Here is an 11,573-nt window from a genome sequence, read left to right on the forward strand (position 1 = left end):
CGGTCATCGATCGAGACCCACGGGCCGGGGCTGCCTTCAAGGGAGCCGTTCCCGGGGATCACTACCGAGGACCGCGAATGCGTGATGCGGTTGATCCTCCTGTTTAGTTATTCAGGTGAAGAAGGCGGCCCGTTCCACGGGGGAAAGGGCCGCCCCAAAGTGTGACTAGCGGCGCAGGCCGAGGCGCTCGATGAGCGAACGGTAGCGGGCGATGTCAGTCTTCTTGAGGTAGCTCAGCATGCGCTTGCGACGACCAACCATGGCCAGCAGACCGCGCTGGGTGTGGTAGTCGTGCTTGTGCTCCTTCATGTGCTCAGTCAGATCCTTGATCCGCTGGGTCAGGACAGCAACCTGGACCTCGGGTGAACCGGTGTCACCTTCGCCGGTTGCGTATTCCTTGATGATGGACTGCTTTACAGCGGCGTCAAGTGCCACAATATCTCCTTGGGATGTGCCGTGAGGGCCCAGGTCAGTACTTCACTGCCGGGTCTGCTGCCGCGGCTGGCAACCGGAAACCGGTCAGCGCCGTACGCAACAGGAACCAGCCGCCACGGACTGCAGCCGGATCCATCGTTTAGTTTACCGGCCGCTGCCTAATCTTGTCGAAAGGGGGCCTTCGTCATGCCTGGAGGCGGTTCCGTATTTCCTCCATGCCCTGCAGGACCTCCCGGAAACGGGTGCTGAGCGGGGAGAGGCCCACACGGATGCCGTGCGGCGCACGGAAGTCGGGAATGACGTCCCCGTCCCACAGCGCCTCCACCGTTGCCTTCGTAAACTCTGCGTGATCCACCGTGATGTGGCTGCCCCGCCGTGCAGGGTCCCGGGGTGTTGCCAGCTCCGCCCCGAGGGGAGCCAGCAGGGCATCGAAAACCTCGACGGCGAAGGCCGTCAGCTTCTCCGACTTCTCCCGGATGGCCGCCATGGACGCCTCCTCGATCACGTCCAGGGTGCCCTGCATGGCGATCATGCCGAAGATGGCCGGCGTCCCGCTGAGGAATCCGCGGATCCCGGCGGCCGGCTCGTATCCAGCCGCCATCTCAAAGGCGTCCTTGCGCCCCATCCACCCCCAGATGGGCTGGTTGAGCGATGGCAGGTGCCGCTGGTTCACGTAGGCAAAAGCCGGCGAGCCCGGTCCCCCGTTGAGGTACTTGTAGGTGCAGCCGGCGGCGAAGTCCACACCCGCCGCATCCAGCCCGATCTCCACCGACCCCGCGGAATGGCACAGGTCCCACACCACCAGCGCGCCGGCGTCGTGCACTGCCGCCGTGATGGCCGGAAGGTCGGCCAGGTGGCCGGAACGGTAGGCGATCTGGCTGAGGAGGACGACGGCGGTACGCGGTCCGGTTGCCTCGCGCACCTGCTCAACGGTCACCCCGGCGGCCGGATCCGCCTGGATCCAGCGGAGGGTCAGCCCCTCTTCCAGCGCTATGCCTTCCACCAGGTAGCGGTCCGTGGGAAAGTTTTCGGTGTCCAGGACCAGCTCGTTGCGGTCGGGGCTGGCCACTGCGGCGAGGGCGGCACGGATCAGCTTGTACAGCACCACGGTGGTGGAGTCCGCAATGATGGTCTGGCCGGGGGCAGCGCCCAGCACTGCCCGGCCCAGCTGGTCACCGATGGCTTGGGGCATAGCGAGCCAGTGTTCATCCCAGCCGCGGATGAGGCGGCCTCCCCAGTCGTCGCGGATGAAGGCGGCGACGTCGTCGGCGGTCCGCTTGAGGGGCCGGCCCAGGGAGTTGCCGTCCAGGTAGGACAACGGGGTGTCCGCGCCAATGAAGTGGTGGCGGTAGTGGGCCAGCGGATCCTGGCTGTCCAGCTCTTCTGCGCGCTGCTGCAAGGAGGCTCCTGCCGCTTCTGCGCCTGGTGTAGCGGGCTGTTGCCGGATGCTCATTGGCCGATCTCCGTCCTGACTGCGAATAATTCCGGGAAAAACGTCAGCTCAAGGGCCTTCTGCAGGAAGGCGGCGCCGCTCGAACCGCCGGTGCCCGACTTCATGCCGATGGTCCGCTGGACGGTGCGGAGGTGCCGGAACCGCCACAGCTGGAAGTTGTCCTCAAGGTCCACCAGTTCTTCGCAGGCCTCGTAGGCGCCCCAGTTGGCGGCGGCGTTCTCGTAGATGTGCTTGAACAGCGGCACGAGTTCCGGGGTGTACTCATGGGCCTTGGTCACATCCCGCTGGAGGACCGCCGCCGGCACATCGAAGCCCTGCCGTGCGAGGTAGGCCAGGAATTCGTCGTAGATGCTGGGGGCTGCCAGCAGTTCCTCCAGCATGGAGTGCGCTTCGGGGTCGGACTCGAACACCGGGAGCATTTTGCGGTTCTTGTTGCCCAGCACGAATTCAACCGCCCGGTACTGGCTCGACTGGAAGCCGGAGGAGTTGCCCAGGAAGCCGCGGAACTGGGAGTACTCGGTGGGGGTCAGCGTGGCCAGGACGGACCACTGCTCGGTCAGGGTTTTCTGGATGTGCTTGACCCGGGCGATGCCCTTGAGCGCCGACCCGAGGTCATCGGCCCGCAGCCAGGCCGCCGCGCTGCGCAGTTCGTGCAGGACCAGCTTCAGCCACAGTTCGGTGGTCTGGTGCTGGATGATGAAGAGCATTTCGTCATGGTGCTCCGGCTCGCTGACCGGTTGCTGGGCGCTGAGGAGGGTTGGCAGCTGCAGGTAGGAGGCGTAGCTCATCCGTGAGCTGAAGTCGCGGACGATGCCCTTGTCCAGCTTCCGGGTGTTCTTTTCGACGGACACGGTGCTGCCTTTCCCTGGTGGCGCCCTTCCGGCCGGTTCAGCGCCTGGCCAGCAGCTCGTGTGCCTGGACGACGTCCAGGCGCATCTGTTCCACGAGTGCTTCCGGTCCACGGTAGGCCACCATGCCCCGGAGGCGGGCAACGAATTCCACAACTACTGTCTGGCCGTACAGATCGAAATCTTCCACGTCCTCTTTGGGCCGGTCGATCACATGGGCTTCCACCTGGCGGCTGACGCCGTCGAAGGTGGGGTTTGAGCCCACAGAGATAGCCGCAGGCCACCGCGTCCCTGCCTGGTCAACCAGCCAGCCGGCGTAAATGCCGTCAGCAGGAATGAGTCCGCTTGCGTTGCTGGCCAGGTTGGCAGTGGGGAAACCGAGGGCCCGGCCGCGTGCCGCGCCATGGACAACCTCGCCGCGCATCCGGTGCGGGCGTCCCAGGACGGCGGACGCCGTTGCAACGTCCCCCTCCTGCAAGGCTTCCCGCACCCAGGTGGACGAACAGCGGCGGTCCTCGCCGTCGTCGTCATGCAGGGGGTAGCCCTCAGAACCGAACTCCCTGATCACCTGTACCTCGAAACCGAACTTCCGGCCGAGCTCCCGCATGGTGTCCAGGTCCCCGGAGTTGCCGCGGCCGAAGCGTACATCGTGGCCGATGACAACATGGCCGGCATGCAGGCAGTCCACGAGGTACTGCTCCACGAATTCCTCTGGAGTGAGGCTGGCGAGGTCCAGCGAATACTTCATGACCAGGATGGCATCCAGGCCCAACTCCCCCAGGGCCTCCAGCTTGTCCTGCAGCCCCATGATCAGCTCAGGCGCCGACTCCGGACGGTGGACCAGGGCAGGGTGCGGATCGAAGGTGACCACAACTGCTTTGGACCTTGTGATCCGGGCCGTACGGATCAGTTCGGACAGCACCTGCTGGTGTCCCCGATGCACGCCGTCGAAGTTTCCGATGGTGACAACAGATGGGCCGAAGTCCGCCGGGACCTCGGACGGATCGTTCCAGATGTAGACCATCACCCTCGCCTTAACCGCTTGCAAGTATCAATGTTCGGGCCTGGTGCCGGCCGCGGAACTCTCTAAGATTACCTGCATTCGGAGTCCCGCCCGGACGCCGGGAAGGCCGCGCGCCGGGCTGTTACTGTTCCGCCGCCGGCCCCTCGTCCGGAGCGGGTCCGGCGAACAGGCGGATCAGCCCGTCCACTTCCTGCGCCGCAGTTGCGGGATGACGGAAGTGCTGATGGGGGCGGATGGTGTAGTGGGTCCTGCGCCCCACCCTTGCCCGCTGGAGGTAGCCCGCACTTTCCAGGTCCTTGAGGATCTGCAGGGCGGCCCGGGTGGTGATGCCCACGCGCGCGGCGATGTCAGTTACCCGGATGTCCGGGTCCCTCGCCACGGAAAGCAGGACATGGCCGTGGTTGGTGAGGAACGTCCAGGCGGGCCGGGCGGGCCCGCCTGGACGTGGAGCTTCCTGGCCGCTGTGGATGGAACTTTCAGCTGTCATGGATGCTCCATCACTTTCGGTGTTACGGATGGTTGGACCTGCTTGGTTCCCGGCGGCGCCACAGCGGTTCAAGGGCTGCCATCTCCTCGGGTGATGCTGTCCCGAACGGTGCACGCTCCGGCGCGGGAAGCGGCTGGCGGCCCTGGCCGCGCGTTGCCCACAGGCTGGCTGCCACCGATACGAGGAGGATGGCGGCAATGACCGCCAGGGAAACCGGCGTGGGGATGTAGTAGATGTCGATCTTCAGGAACATCTTGATGCCCACCCAGATCAGGACGAGGGCCAGTCCGGTTTTCAGGTAGATGAACCGGTGGATGAGGTCCGCCAGGAGGAAGTACATGGCCCGAAGGCCCAGGATCGCGAACGCGTTCGCGGTGAACACCAGGAACACGTCGTCGGTGACGGCGAAGATCGCGGGGATGGAGTCGACGGCGAAGATGATGTCCGTGGCCTCGACGAGGACCAGGACTGCCAGCAGCGGGGTGGCCAGGAGGACGCCCCGCCGCCGGATGAGGAAACGCTGCCCGTGGAAGTCATCGGTCATGGGGACGTGGCGGCGGAAGAGCTTCAACGCCCGGGACTTATCCGGGTCCAGGTGGTCATTCCGGTGCCGGATCATTCGGTAGCCGGTGATGAGAAGGAACGCCGCGAAAATGTAGAGCACCCACCCAGCGCTGGCGATGATGGCTGAGCCTGCGGCGATGAAGATGCCACGGAACACCAGGGCGCCCAGGACGCCGAAGAACAGGACGCGGTGCTGGTACTCCCTGGGCACCGCGAAGTAGGTGAAGATGATGGCCCAGATAAAGACGTTGTCCACCGCAAGGGACTTCTCGATCAGGTAGCCGGCAAAATACTGCTGGCCGAACTCGGCACCGTAAACCTGCCACACCAGCACGCCGAAGCCGACACCGAAGGCGACCCAGACCGCGGACCACAATGCTGCCTCCCGCACCCCAATCACATGCGCTTTGCGGTGCGCGAAGAGGTCAAGGGCAAGCATCAGGACGATGAAGAGAAGTACGGCCAGCCAGGCCCATAAGGGAACGTTCATCAGGGGGAACCCGCTTCCAGTCAGATGTACCAACTGGAGGTCTTTCCCGGCTCCCTTCGGGAGCCTGCCCCGCCGGGCCGCTCAGGGGCGGCCGGACTGACGACGAGGCATTCTGGGGATACTCCCCTCCACACGGAACAGTGAAACATATTTCATGTGTTCCGGCAAGGGGCCGCCGGTCCGGGAGGAAAGTTCCTCAGGCGGCGGTCCGTGCACCGGGGCGCCGGCGGTACAGCCACACCAGTCCCAGGATGGGCAGCAGCAGCGGAATGAATGCATAGCCGCGGCCGAACAGCGACCAGACGGTTTCATGCGGGAACTGGACGGGGTCGAAAAGGCTCAGGGCACCCACCACCAGAACACCGAGCAGTTCAACCAGCACAGCGGCAACCGAAACCTTGAACCAGGTACTTCCGGCCTTGGCCAGCGAGATGGTCGCCACCACGTACACAATGGCTGCGAAGGCGGAGAGCAGGTAAGCGAGCGGCGCCTCGGAGAACTTGGTGAGGATCTGGTAGCCCGCGCGCGCGGAGGCCGAGATAGCGAAGACGGCGTAGACGGCGATCAGCAGCCGCCCGGGGCCGGTGTTGCGGCTGTTGGACGCGCTGCTGCCCGCCTGGCTGTGCCCGGCGGCAGTGGTCTGCTGGTCTTTCACGTTGCGTGCTTCTTCCACTTCAGTACCAGATCTGGTTCATGCGGGCGGCCATGACCAGCGCGGTAACGCCGACGGCGGCCAGGACAAAGTTGCTCCATCTGGTCCTTTCCAGGATGGACCAGTACACGGCGGCCGGGGGCAGGAGCATGGCAGTCACCAGGTAGCCCCAGAACTCCCACGCCTCCCCGGCGATGGGTTCGCCGGCCACGACCCGGACGACAGATCCCACCAGGTAGACGAGGAGGGCAACCTCCACCGCAGCCACGGACAGGATCGTGACATCATTCGGGGCCTTCTTGAGGATGCCCGCTGCCAGGCACACCGCCGTGGAAAGGAGCCCCACCACCAGGATGATGTAGAAATACGCGTCCACCGTCAGCCCTCCGCCGTGTTGCCGGCTGAGGGGGCGCCGTTGCCGGGCGCGAACACCAGCACGGGTTTGGCGAAGCTGCCCGCATCGGCCACGAGTGCCACCAGGCTTCCGTCCGGCGCGAAGGCGGCTGCTGGGTGGTCGGCGGTGGCGGCACCGGGACTTCCAGGTGCGACGCCGGCAGCGATGCGCCGGCCAAAGGAGATCTCAGTGGCTTCCTCGGCGCTGAGCTCGCGGTTGGGCATCAGCGCCCGCGCCGCCTGGGACATTTCCAGGACGTTGAGCTCCTCGGCCAGCTGGTCCAGGGTGCGGGCCTGGTCCAGCGAGTAGGGCCCCACATGGGTCCTGCGGAGCGCGGTGAGGTGTCCGCCCACTCCCAGTGCATTGCCCAGGTCGCGGGCGAGGGCCCGGATGTACGTGCCGGAGGAGCACTCCACGGTGACGTCCAGGTCCACCACGTCTGCCTCCGGGTCCCGCCGGATCGCGTGCACCTCGAACCGGTGGATGGTGACAGGGCGGGCGGCGAGCTTCACGTCTTCGCCTGACCGCACCCGCGCGTAGGCGCGTTCCCCATTGACCTTGATGGCGCTGACGCTGCTGGGCACCTGCTGGATGTCGCCGGTAAGGGCCGCAACACCGTCGTACACTGCCTGCTCGCTGACCCCTGAGGTGCCGGCCGTGGCAGTGACGTCCCCTTCGGCGTCGTCCGTTACCGTGGACTGGCCCAGGCGGATGGTGGCGGTGTAGGTCTTGGACGTGCCCACGATGTAGGTCAGCAGCCGGGTTGCCTTGTTGATCCCCACCACCAGGACGCCGGTGGCCATGGGGTCAAGCGTTCCGGCATGCCCTACTTTCCGGGTACCTGCGAGGCGCCGCATCCGGCCAACCACATCATGGCTGGTCCATCCCTGCGGCTTGTCCACTATCACCAGTCCAGAAAGCACGCCTCCCAGTATATCGGCGCCGGTCCCGGCCCCTGCCCACGCCCGGGCCCCGGCACCCGGGAGGGCTGTCCCGGCGCCAGCTAGGATGGCAGGCATGCCTGAGCTTGCTGCCCATGTCCGCGACGTGCCCGTCAACCAGATCCGCGAAATCACCGAGGCCGCGTGGCGCACTCCGGGCGCCCTGGTGCTCAGCATCGGCGAGCCGGGCTTTCCGCTGCCGCGGCATGTCCTGGACGCCGGCATTGCCTGCCTGGACCGGGACGAGACCAACTACACGCCCAACGCGGGCATTCCAGGGTTGCGCGAGGCGTTCGCGGCCCGATTCCGGGAGCAGCAGGGCATCGATATTGCCGTCGACCGGGTGTACGTGGTGGACGGGGCACAGCAGGGCCTGCACTTTGCCATGAGCCTCCTGCTCTCCCCCGGCGACGAAATCCTGGTCCCCAACCCCGGCTATCCCACCTTCGCGATGACCGCCCGGCTGCTGAACGCAGTTCCCGTTGGCTACCCGCTCTACCCGGATCACGGATTCCAGCCGCGGCCCGCGGACATCGAGGCGCTCGTCACTGACCGCACGCGGGTGCTGGTCCTGAACTCCCCTTCCAACCCGCTCGGCGCCGTGCTGGGCGAGGACCTGACCCGGGACCTGATGGACCTGGCCCGCCGTCATGATCTCTGGGTCATCTCCGATGAATGCTATGAAGCGTTTACCTACGATGTGCCGCACGTCAGCCCCGCAAAGTTCGACGGCGATGCGCCGGGTGACGCGCGCGTCTTCACCTCGCTGACTTTGTCCAAGACCTACGGACTCACCGGGCTGCGCATCGGCGCCCTGGTCTGCCCGCCGGGCATCAAGCAGAAGATGGACAACGTGATGGAGGCGATTGTCTCCTGCGTCGCTTCACCTTCCCAGTACGCTGCACTTGCTGCCCTGACCGGGCCGCAGGATTATGTGGAGCATGCGCACGGGCACTACCGGGCGAACCGCGATGCGGCGTCCGCCGTTCTCGACGCGAAGGGAATTCCCTACCTCAAGGCGCAAGGGGCCTTCTATTTGTGGGCGGATGTCTCCCACGCAACCGGCGGGGACGTCCGCAGCTGGGTGCGGCGGTTCCTCGCAGACTCGGGTGTTGCCCTGGCGCCGGGGACTGCCTTCGGTTCCATCGGTGAAGGGTGGGTCCGGGTAGCGCTGTGCGGGCGGCAGGAAGACCTGGTGGAGGGCCTGGGCAGGCTGCCGGACAGGGCTGAATAAGAAGCTCTTGGCAGGCCGCCGGGCCTGCCACCTGTTGGTTCCGGCAGGGCGGGCTAGTTTCCCCTTCCCGCCAGCGCACCGTCCAGCCATGAACGCAGAACCTCCGCGGGGGCCGCTCCTGCCTGGCGGGCGGCCACTTTTCCGTCGACCATCACCATCAGGGTGGGAATCGCCTGTACGTCGAATCTCCGCGACAGGCCCGGAGACTTGTCCACGTCCACTTTGACGAGCTTGATCCGGCCGGGCCGTTCCCTGGCCAGCTTGTCCAGCACCGGGCTCACCATGCGGCAGGGGCCGCACCAGGCAGCCCAGAAGTCCACCAGCACGGGAACGGGTGACTGCTCGGCGACGGCCGCGAAGTCCGCATCCCCCGCGGCCACAATCCAGGGCAGGTCCGCTTTGCAGTTGCCGCAGCGCGGCCTGCCTGCCGCCTGGGCAGGGACCCTGTTGGTCTTTCCGCAGGCTGGACAGGTTGCGAGTGCCGGTTCCATTCCTAGTATTCCTTCCTGCCGGCAAAGTCTCCCCACGCCTGGAACGGCGCGTGCGACGACGGGATGTCGCTCCGTATGACGGGCAACAGTTCCGGCCGGGTTCCGTCGAAGTACTCGTAGAAGACTGCGTCGTCGAACCCTGCGTCCGCGGCGCCGTGGCGGTCGGCGGCAAAGTAGACGCGGTCGATCCTTGCCCACAGGGCGGACGCCAGGCACAGCGGGCAGGGCTCGCAGCTCGCATAGAGAACCGCCCCCTGCAGGTCATAGTTGGCTGTTGCCGCAGCCGCGGCCCGGATGGCCACCACTTCGGCGTGGGCGGTGGGATCGTTGTCCAGGGTTACGCGGTTGACGCCTTCATGCACCCGCCCGTCGGCGGTCACCACCAGCGCGCCGAACGGCCCCCCTCCTGCGCCGACGTTCCTGGTGGCCAGCTCCACGGCCTGCTCGAGGTACTTCGCGGTGTGGTGGGTGTCATTCGGCTCGGTCATAGCTAGATCCTAGTCATTGGGGCTGCCGTTAGGGGATGGCATTAGGGGGCGGATAGGGGGAAATCCCGGCGACATTCCAACCGTGCAGGAATACTCTGGCGCCGGGGGTGTCCGCATTTACAGCCTCCATGGGAGGCTCCCATATCCGGCCCATTAAGGGCGCCAACCCGGAGTACCCAATGAAAACAAAGTTTGCCCTCGCTGCAGGCCTCGCCGCTGCGGCGATAGTTTTTCCTGCCGTGCCCGCAGGGGCGGGTTCCGACCCCGAACACGCGATGCCACGCACTTTGGCCGAGGGCTTGGTGGGGCCCCTCAGCCTGACCGTAACCTACGATGAAAAAACCATCCTGGTGACCCAGAATTTCGCCGGCCTCCTCAGCCGCGTCAACAGTGACGGGTCCACCACTCCCCTCCATCAAGGCGCAGAGGGCTGGGGCGTGGGAGGCGTTGAAACCCGGCACGGCACGAGGTACTTCCTGGAGAACGCGGGCGCCGGGGAAGGCGACCCGGCCGCCCTCAAAGGCTGGCTGAAGTCACTGGAACCAGACGGTGACGTCCATGACCTTGCCGACCTCGCCGGCTACGAACGGGAAAAGAACCCGGACGGCGCCCAGCATTACGGCTTCGGATCCGAGGTCCCGGATGCGTGCCTGGCCGAGTGGCCTGCGTTCCCGCCGGCCCGGTACCAGGGCGGCCTGGACTCGAATCCCTACGCCGTGGCCATTGACGGTGATAAGGCGTACGTGGCGGATGCGGGGGCAAACGCAATCCTGGAAGTGGACATCGGCACAGGGGACGTTGACACGCTGGCAGTCCTGCCGCCCCGGCCTGCGGTGATCCCTGCCGGGACCAGGATCCCCGTGGACATGGAGGGAAACACCGTGGAGGTCCCTGCGTGCGTTGTTGGGCACGAATACGCCTTTGAACCCGTGCCGACGGATCTGGAGTTCGGACCGGACGGCCGGCTGTACGTCACGTCCCTTCCCGGCGGGCCTGAGGATCCTTCCCTGGGAGCCCGGGGTGCCGTCTTCCGCGTGAACCCTTCGACCGGCAGCGTGAAGGTGTGGGCTGAGGACCTCCTGAGCCCGACGGGCCTGGCAATCGCTGACGACGGCGACGTGTACGTGGCGTCCATGTTCGGCAACGAGATCATTGAGATCGATGACTCGGGCAGCGACAGGAAGCAGTTCCTCGCGGTGGACGGGCCTGCGGCAGTGGAAGTCCGGGGAAAGACGCTCTACGCCACAGTTGGGTTCAGTTTCGCCGATCCCACCCAAGGCAAGGTGATCAAAGCCGGCATCGGGTAGTGCCGGTTGTATCCGGAGCAGCGAAATGCCCGGACCGCGTGTGCGGTCCGGGCATTTCGGCGTTACTGAAGGCTATTTGTTGCCGTCTTCGTCAAGGTCTTCATCGTCGCTGAGGTCGAGGTCCTCTTCGTCGAAGTCGTCCTCGTCGATGTCCACCTCTGCCGCTACGTCGCTCTTGTACGGATCGGCGTCGCCTGCATGCTTGGCCTGGGCAGCCAGTGCGGCAACCTCTGCATCACGCTTCTTGGCTTCGCGCAACAGCTCCTCAAGGTTGGAGGCAACCACGGGAATCTGGTCCGCAACGAATTCAAGGCTGGGCGTCAGCCGAACGGTAATGTTCCGGCCAACCTCCTGCCGAAGCACGCCTTTGGCCTTCTCCAGTCCCTTGGCAGCATCCGCCTGGACAGCCTGGTCACCGAACACGGTGTAGTAGACGGTGGCATGCTGCAAATCATTGGTCACCCGGGCATCGGTAACAGTGATGCCCTCCAGCCGGGGATCCTTAACCTTCCGGCCCAGGGCCTCAGCAACAACAACCTTAATCCGCTGCGCCAACTTGGCAGCACGTGCCGGATCAGCCATGAACAACTCCTAAAAAATTTTGGAACGTACGACGGCGTGTTGCAGCTGACGTACCCACGTTCGATTGGTGCCACGCACTATGGCGAGTCTTCGAAGGACCCGCGTTGGATTTTTCCGGCGGCCTGGGAGTGGCATCGGGCCTGCCGAAGCTGGGTGGCCGACGTCGTAAGACGTTGGCCGCCC

General features: G+C 65.6%; 14 protein-coding genes. 2 read left to right on the forward strand and 12 right to left on the reverse strand.

All coding sequences use genetic code 11. From position 1 onward, the window contains the following. Positions 1 to 165: 165 nt before the first annotated feature. The 9 genes from rpsO to truB all read right to left on the reverse strand — a co-directional run bounded on the left by rpsO (position 166) and on the right by truB (position 7,270). Positions 166 to 435, reverse strand: coding sequence for a 30S ribosomal protein S15 (rpsO, locus tag WHH00_RS11785; protein ID WP_013600532.1), 270 nt, complete (start codon positions 433 to 435; stop codon positions 166 to 168). Between the two features lie 184 nt (positions 436 to 619). Beyond that, positions 620 to 1,888, reverse strand: a complete 1,269-nt coding sequence (gene kynU / locus WHH00_RS11790) for a kynureninase (RefSeq protein ID WP_406632970.1) — start codon at positions 1,886 to 1,888, stop codon at positions 620 to 622. Next, complete coding sequence (kynA, locus tag WHH00_RS11795; protein ID WP_406632972.1) at positions 1,885 to 2,739, reverse strand: tryptophan 2,3-dioxygenase; 855 nt, start codon at positions 2,737 to 2,739, stop codon at positions 1,885 to 1,887. The genes kynU and kynA overlap by 4 nt, the downstream gene beginning before the upstream one ends. 37 nt (positions 2,740 to 2,776) lie before the next feature. Continuing rightward, positions 2,777 to 3,760: a bifunctional riboflavin kinase/FAD synthetase gene (locus WHH00_RS11800; RefSeq protein WP_406632974.1), complete on the reverse strand. Its 984-nt coding sequence runs from the start codon at positions 3,758 to 3,760 to the stop codon at positions 2,777 to 2,779. Between the two features lie 121 nt (positions 3,761 to 3,881). Then, the gene (locus WHH00_RS11805) at positions 3,882 to 4,247 is read right to left on the reverse strand and encodes a helix-turn-helix transcriptional regulator (RefSeq protein ID WP_406632977.1); all 366 of its coding nucleotides are present in this window, start codon (positions 4,245 to 4,247) and stop codon (positions 3,882 to 3,884) included. Positions 4,248 to 4,269: 22 nt separating this feature from the next. Then, positions 4,270 to 5,301: a TerC family protein gene (locus WHH00_RS11810; protein ID WP_406632979.1), complete on the reverse strand. Its 1,032-nt coding sequence runs from the start codon at positions 5,299 to 5,301 to the stop codon at positions 4,270 to 4,272. A gap of 196 nt (positions 5,302 to 5,497) precedes the next feature. After that, positions 5,498 to 5,956, reverse strand: coding sequence for a hypothetical protein (locus WHH00_RS11815; RefSeq protein WP_350004653.1), 459 nt, complete (start codon positions 5,954 to 5,956; stop codon positions 5,498 to 5,500). A gap of 19 nt (positions 5,957 to 5,975) precedes the next feature. Next, positions 5,976 to 6,329 (reverse strand): hypothetical protein, encoded by a 354-nt coding sequence (locus WHH00_RS11820; protein WP_406632981.1) that lies wholly within the window; start codon positions 6,327 to 6,329, stop codon positions 5,976 to 5,978. A 2-nt stretch (positions 6,330 to 6,331) separates the two neighbouring features. Then, positions 6,332 to 7,270, reverse strand: coding sequence for a tRNA pseudouridine(55) synthase TruB (gene truB, locus WHH00_RS11825; protein WP_406632983.1), 939 nt, complete (start codon positions 7,268 to 7,270; stop codon positions 6,332 to 6,334). 94 nt (positions 7,271 to 7,364) lie between these two features. Between truB and WHH00_RS11830 the strand changes: the two genes are divergently transcribed. Continuing rightward, a complete protein-coding gene (locus tag WHH00_RS11830) occupies positions 7,365 to 8,522 on the forward strand; it encodes a pyridoxal phosphate-dependent aminotransferase (RefSeq protein WP_406632985.1) in 1,158 nt (385 codons plus the stop codon). A 53-nt stretch (positions 8,523 to 8,575) separates the two neighbouring features. Here WHH00_RS11830 and trxA read toward each other — a convergent pair whose 3' ends face one another. Together trxA and WHH00_RS11840 are read right to left on the reverse strand one after the other, a co-directional pair. Next, positions 8,576 to 9,013 (reverse strand): thioredoxin, encoded by a 438-nt coding sequence (gene trxA, locus WHH00_RS11835; protein ID WP_406632987.1) that lies wholly within the window; start codon positions 9,011 to 9,013, stop codon positions 8,576 to 8,578. 2 nt (positions 9,014 to 9,015) lie between these two features. Then, entirely contained in the window at positions 9,016 to 9,501 is a 486-nt protein-coding gene (locus tag WHH00_RS11840; RefSeq protein ID WP_406632989.1) for a nucleoside deaminase, read from the reverse strand. A 179-nt stretch (positions 9,502 to 9,680) separates the two neighbouring features. Here WHH00_RS11840 and WHH00_RS11845 point away from each other — a divergent pair, with 179 nt between their 5' ends. After that, positions 9,681 to 10,808, forward strand: coding sequence for a ScyD/ScyE family protein (locus tag WHH00_RS11845; protein ID WP_406632991.1), 1,128 nt, complete (start codon positions 9,681 to 9,683; stop codon positions 10,806 to 10,808). Between the two features lie 72 nt (positions 10,809 to 10,880). Here WHH00_RS11845 and rbfA read toward each other — a convergent pair whose 3' ends face one another. After that, on the reverse strand, positions 10,881 to 11,390 hold the full coding sequence (rbfA, locus tag WHH00_RS11850; protein ID WP_231457771.1) for a 30S ribosome-binding factor RbfA: 510 nt from the start codon (positions 11,388 to 11,390) through the stop codon (positions 10,881 to 10,883). Positions 11,391 to 11,573 lie beyond the last annotated feature (183 nt).

The sequence above is a fragment of the Pseudarthrobacter quantipunctorum genome (genome assembly GCF_045291495.1).
Taxonomy (GTDB): Bacteria; Actinomycetota; Actinomycetes; order Actinomycetales; family Micrococcaceae; genus Arthrobacter; species Arthrobacter quantipunctorum.